This window comes from Mariniluteicoccus endophyticus, assembly GCF_054780035.1.
The window spans coordinates 1-3,061 of the sequence record NZ_BAAGXC010000008.1 but is presented as its reverse complement, the minus strand read 5'-3'; the positions used below and the strand labels follow the sequence as shown (position 1 = coordinate 3,061).

4 protein-coding genes are annotated in these 3,061 nt (G+C 71.6%); all 4 read left to right on the top strand.

The genetic code is table 11. The annotated features are described in order from the left end of the window. Nucleotides 1–304 precede the first annotated feature (304 nt). Nucleotides 305–1,168 carry a dihydropteroate synthase gene (gene folP, locus ACYVGD_RS02495; RefSeq protein ID WP_460741398.1) on the top strand — a complete coding sequence of 288 codons (864 nt, stop codon included), beginning with the start codon at nt 305–307 and terminating at the stop codon, nt 1,166–1,168. Next, nucleotides 1,168–1,725: a YqgE/AlgH family protein gene (locus ACYVGD_RS02490; protein ID WP_460741397.1), complete on the top strand. Its 558-nt coding sequence runs from the start codon at nt 1,168–1,170 to the stop codon at nt 1,723–1,725. Before folP ends, ACYVGD_RS02490 begins: the two co-directional genes overlap by 1 nt. 26 nt (nt 1,726–1,751) lie before the next feature. Further along, entirely contained in the window at nt 1,752–2,528 is a 777-nt protein-coding gene (locus ACYVGD_RS02485; protein WP_460741395.1) for a hypothetical protein, read from the top strand. Continuing rightward, nucleotides 2,525–3,061: hypothetical protein (locus ACYVGD_RS02480; RefSeq protein WP_460741394.1), on the top strand; the 537-nt coding region annotated here is incomplete at its 3' end. The genes ACYVGD_RS02485 and ACYVGD_RS02480, both read left to right, overlap by 4 nt.

Sequence of the window (3,061 nt, the reverse complement as noted above, 5' to 3'; positions counted from 1 at the left end):
CTCAATCGACACGGTCCTCGCAACTCCCCAAAACTCGAGGTGTTGCGAGGACCGTTAGAACCCGCACAGGTCGGGGCCTCGTCACGTCCCCGGAGAAGCGGGGATGTCGTCCCCGATTCGCGATCGCGAGGGGGCCTCCCGGTCCGGTCCACACCGACCGGCATGGGACCCGAGGGACGCCACGAGCCGCCCCTGGCCGCGGGTGAGGCCGAGACCCTGCTGGGGTTCCTCGAGCTCCAACGGTCGCCGCCACGCCGCCACGCCGCCGCGCCCTGGGTCGTGGGAGCGCCGCTATCGTTTTCCCATGGCCCCCCGTCAGATCGGTCGACGCAGCTTCGACCTCGAGCGTCAGGTCGCCGTCATGGCGATCGTGAACCGGACGCGCGACTCGTTCTACGACCAGGGCCGCACGTTCGCACTCGACGCAGCCGTCGACGCCGCGCTGGCGGCGGCGGAGGCGGGGGCCGACTGGGTCGACATCGGCGGCGTACCGTTCTCACCCGACGCCGAGCAGGTCTCTGCGGCCGAGGAGATCGAGCGTCTCGTCCCGGTGGTCGAGCGCGTGACCTCCGCCAGCGACGTCGTCGTCTCGGTCGACACGACCCGTGCCGCGGTGGCCGCGGCCTGCCTGGCCGCCGGGGCATCGGTGGTCAACGACACCTCGGGCCTGTACGACCCCGCCATGGCACCTCTGGTGGCCGAGACCGGGGCCACCCTCGTGCTGACCCACTCGCTCGCCGCCCCGGGCGTCCACCACCCGCGTCCCGCGTACGCCGACGTGGTCGCCGAGGTACGCGACCGGCTGGTCGCCCTGCACGAGACCGCCCGGGCGGCCGGCGTGCGCGACGACCAGGTCGTCGTCGATCCCGGGCCCGACCTGAACAAGAACACGCGCCACACGCTCGAGCTGTGCCGCCGCTTCGACGAGTTCGCCGCGCTGGGCCCGCCGACGCTGGTGGCCGTGTCGAACAAGGACTTCGTGGGGGAGACCCTCGACCGTGCGAAGCCGGACCGTCTGGTCGGCTCGGCGGTGGCGGCGGCCTGGTGCGTGCAGCGCGGCGGCCGCATCCTGCGCGTCCACGACGTCGCCGGCGGCGTCGACACCGCCCGCATGTGCGAGGCCATCATGGGGTGGCGCGAGCCCGCGTACGAACGGCACAACGTCTGATGGGCGGCGTGGTGAAGCCCGGCGACCTGCTCGTGTCGCACGTGCAGGTCAACGACGGCATCTTCGACCAGGCCGTCGTGCTCGTGCTCGATCACGACGAGACCGGCACCCTGGGCGTGGTGCTCAACAAGTTCTCCGAGATCGAGCTCGAGTCGGTCCTGCCGACATGGACCCGCCACGTGTGCGCCCCTCAGGTGCTCTTCGACGGGGGGCCGGTCTCCCAGAACGGCGCGATCTGCTTGGCCTCGCTCGCCGGCGACGAGGAGCCCCCCGGCTGGCGACGCGTGTTCGCCGACGTCGGCCTGCTCCACCTCGACACCCCGATCGAGCTCGTCGTGGGGGCGTACGCGTCGCTGCGGATCTTCGCGGGCTACGCGGGCTGGGAGGCCCGTCAGCTGGAGCTGGAGCTCGCGCAGGGCTGGTGGTTCGTCGCCGACGCGACGTACGCCGACGTGTTCGGAGCACAACCCGAGAAGCTGTGGCGGACGGTGCTGCGTCGGCAGAGCCCGGAAGTTGCCGTTTACTCGACGTGGACCGACGATCCTGAGTCCAATTGAGCTGAGAAACTGGCACGCTGGAAGGCGTGACCACCTGGGATGATCTGGCCGACGACGACGAGCTGGCCGTCGACGCGCTGAGCCGTCGGCCCCGCTCCGACGACGACGACGAGCCGTACGCGGCCCTTGCCCCGGCGCCCACCCCCGCGGCCGACCTGGGCGCCGACGACGCGGGCGGCTGCGCCGACGCCCACCAGACCGTGCGTGTCTGGGCCGACGAGATGTGGACGGTGACGCGCGTTCAGGTCTCGACCGCGTGGCGCGACCGTGGGGACGGGCCGCTGGCGGCCCGCATCCTGCAGGCCGCCAAGGATGCGACGCTCGGCCGGCTGTACGCCCGCGACGAGCTGGAGGTCGAGGAGCGCCCCGCCTACCCGCCCTACGAGGGCCGCCTGCTGAGCGCGGAGGAGATCGGGCTCGACGCGCTGATCGAAGAGTCGCTGCAGCTGTCGGCCGAGCTCGATGCCCTGCATCGCCGCCAGGACGTACGCCCCCAGCGGGTGATCCACGAGGAGGCGGTGGGGCACAGCGCCAACCAGAAGGTGACGGTGGCGCTCGATGAGAACCGCCGGCCGAGCGCGCTGCAGATCGACGAGCGCTGGCTGGCCTCGGCGCGCACCGAGAAGATCATCGACTCCGTGCGCGAGGCCTTCGGGGCCGCGTACGCGCAGTGGCAGGAACCGGTCGTCGAGCCCGGTGAATATGAGGAAATCTCCGCTCGATTCGAGGACCTCCAGCGACGCACGATGCGTCCGTTGCTGCAGGTCGGTGGATGGATCGACCCAGGGAAGGATGACCGATGACCGAGAAGCCGAACGACCGGCTGTCGACGCGCGCCGGGGCTGTGAACATCAGCGACCGGTTCAACGACGCCGATGAGGACCTCGACCTCTACGAGGCGTTGATCGATCCCAACGGTGCCGGTGGCGGCAACGGCAAGGGAGGCAAGGGCGGCCCGATGATGATGCCGCCGATGGGCATTGGCGGCGGTGCGGGCGGCGGTGCCGGTGGACCCGCGGGCGGCCTCGGTGGCGCGGCTGCAGGCGGTGGCATGCGCGGCCCCGGTGGTGGTGCCGCGCCGACGCTCGGTGGCCGCGACTCCGGCCTGGGCAACGGCCCCGGCACCCAGGCGGCCGGTCTCGACGACCCGACGCCGCGCTCGGGCCTGCCGGGCAGCGACTCCGACGGCGACGGCGTCCCTGACTGGAAGGATCCGGACTTTCGCGACGGCATGGGCGACTCAGACGGCGATGGCATCCCCGACTGGAAGGACCCCGACCTTCAGGGTGACTCCGACGGCGACGGGATCCCGGACTGGAAGGATCCGGACTTCAAG

Coding starts and splice junctions, on each gene's coding strand:
- ACYVGD_RS02490 (WP_460741397.1), top strand. CDS start 1,168: ATGGGCGGCGTGGTGAAGCCCGGCGACCTGCTCGTGTCGCACGTGCAG.
- folP (WP_460741398.1), top strand. CDS start 305: ATGGCCCCCCGTCAGATCGGTCGACGCAGCTTCGACCTCGAGCGTCAG.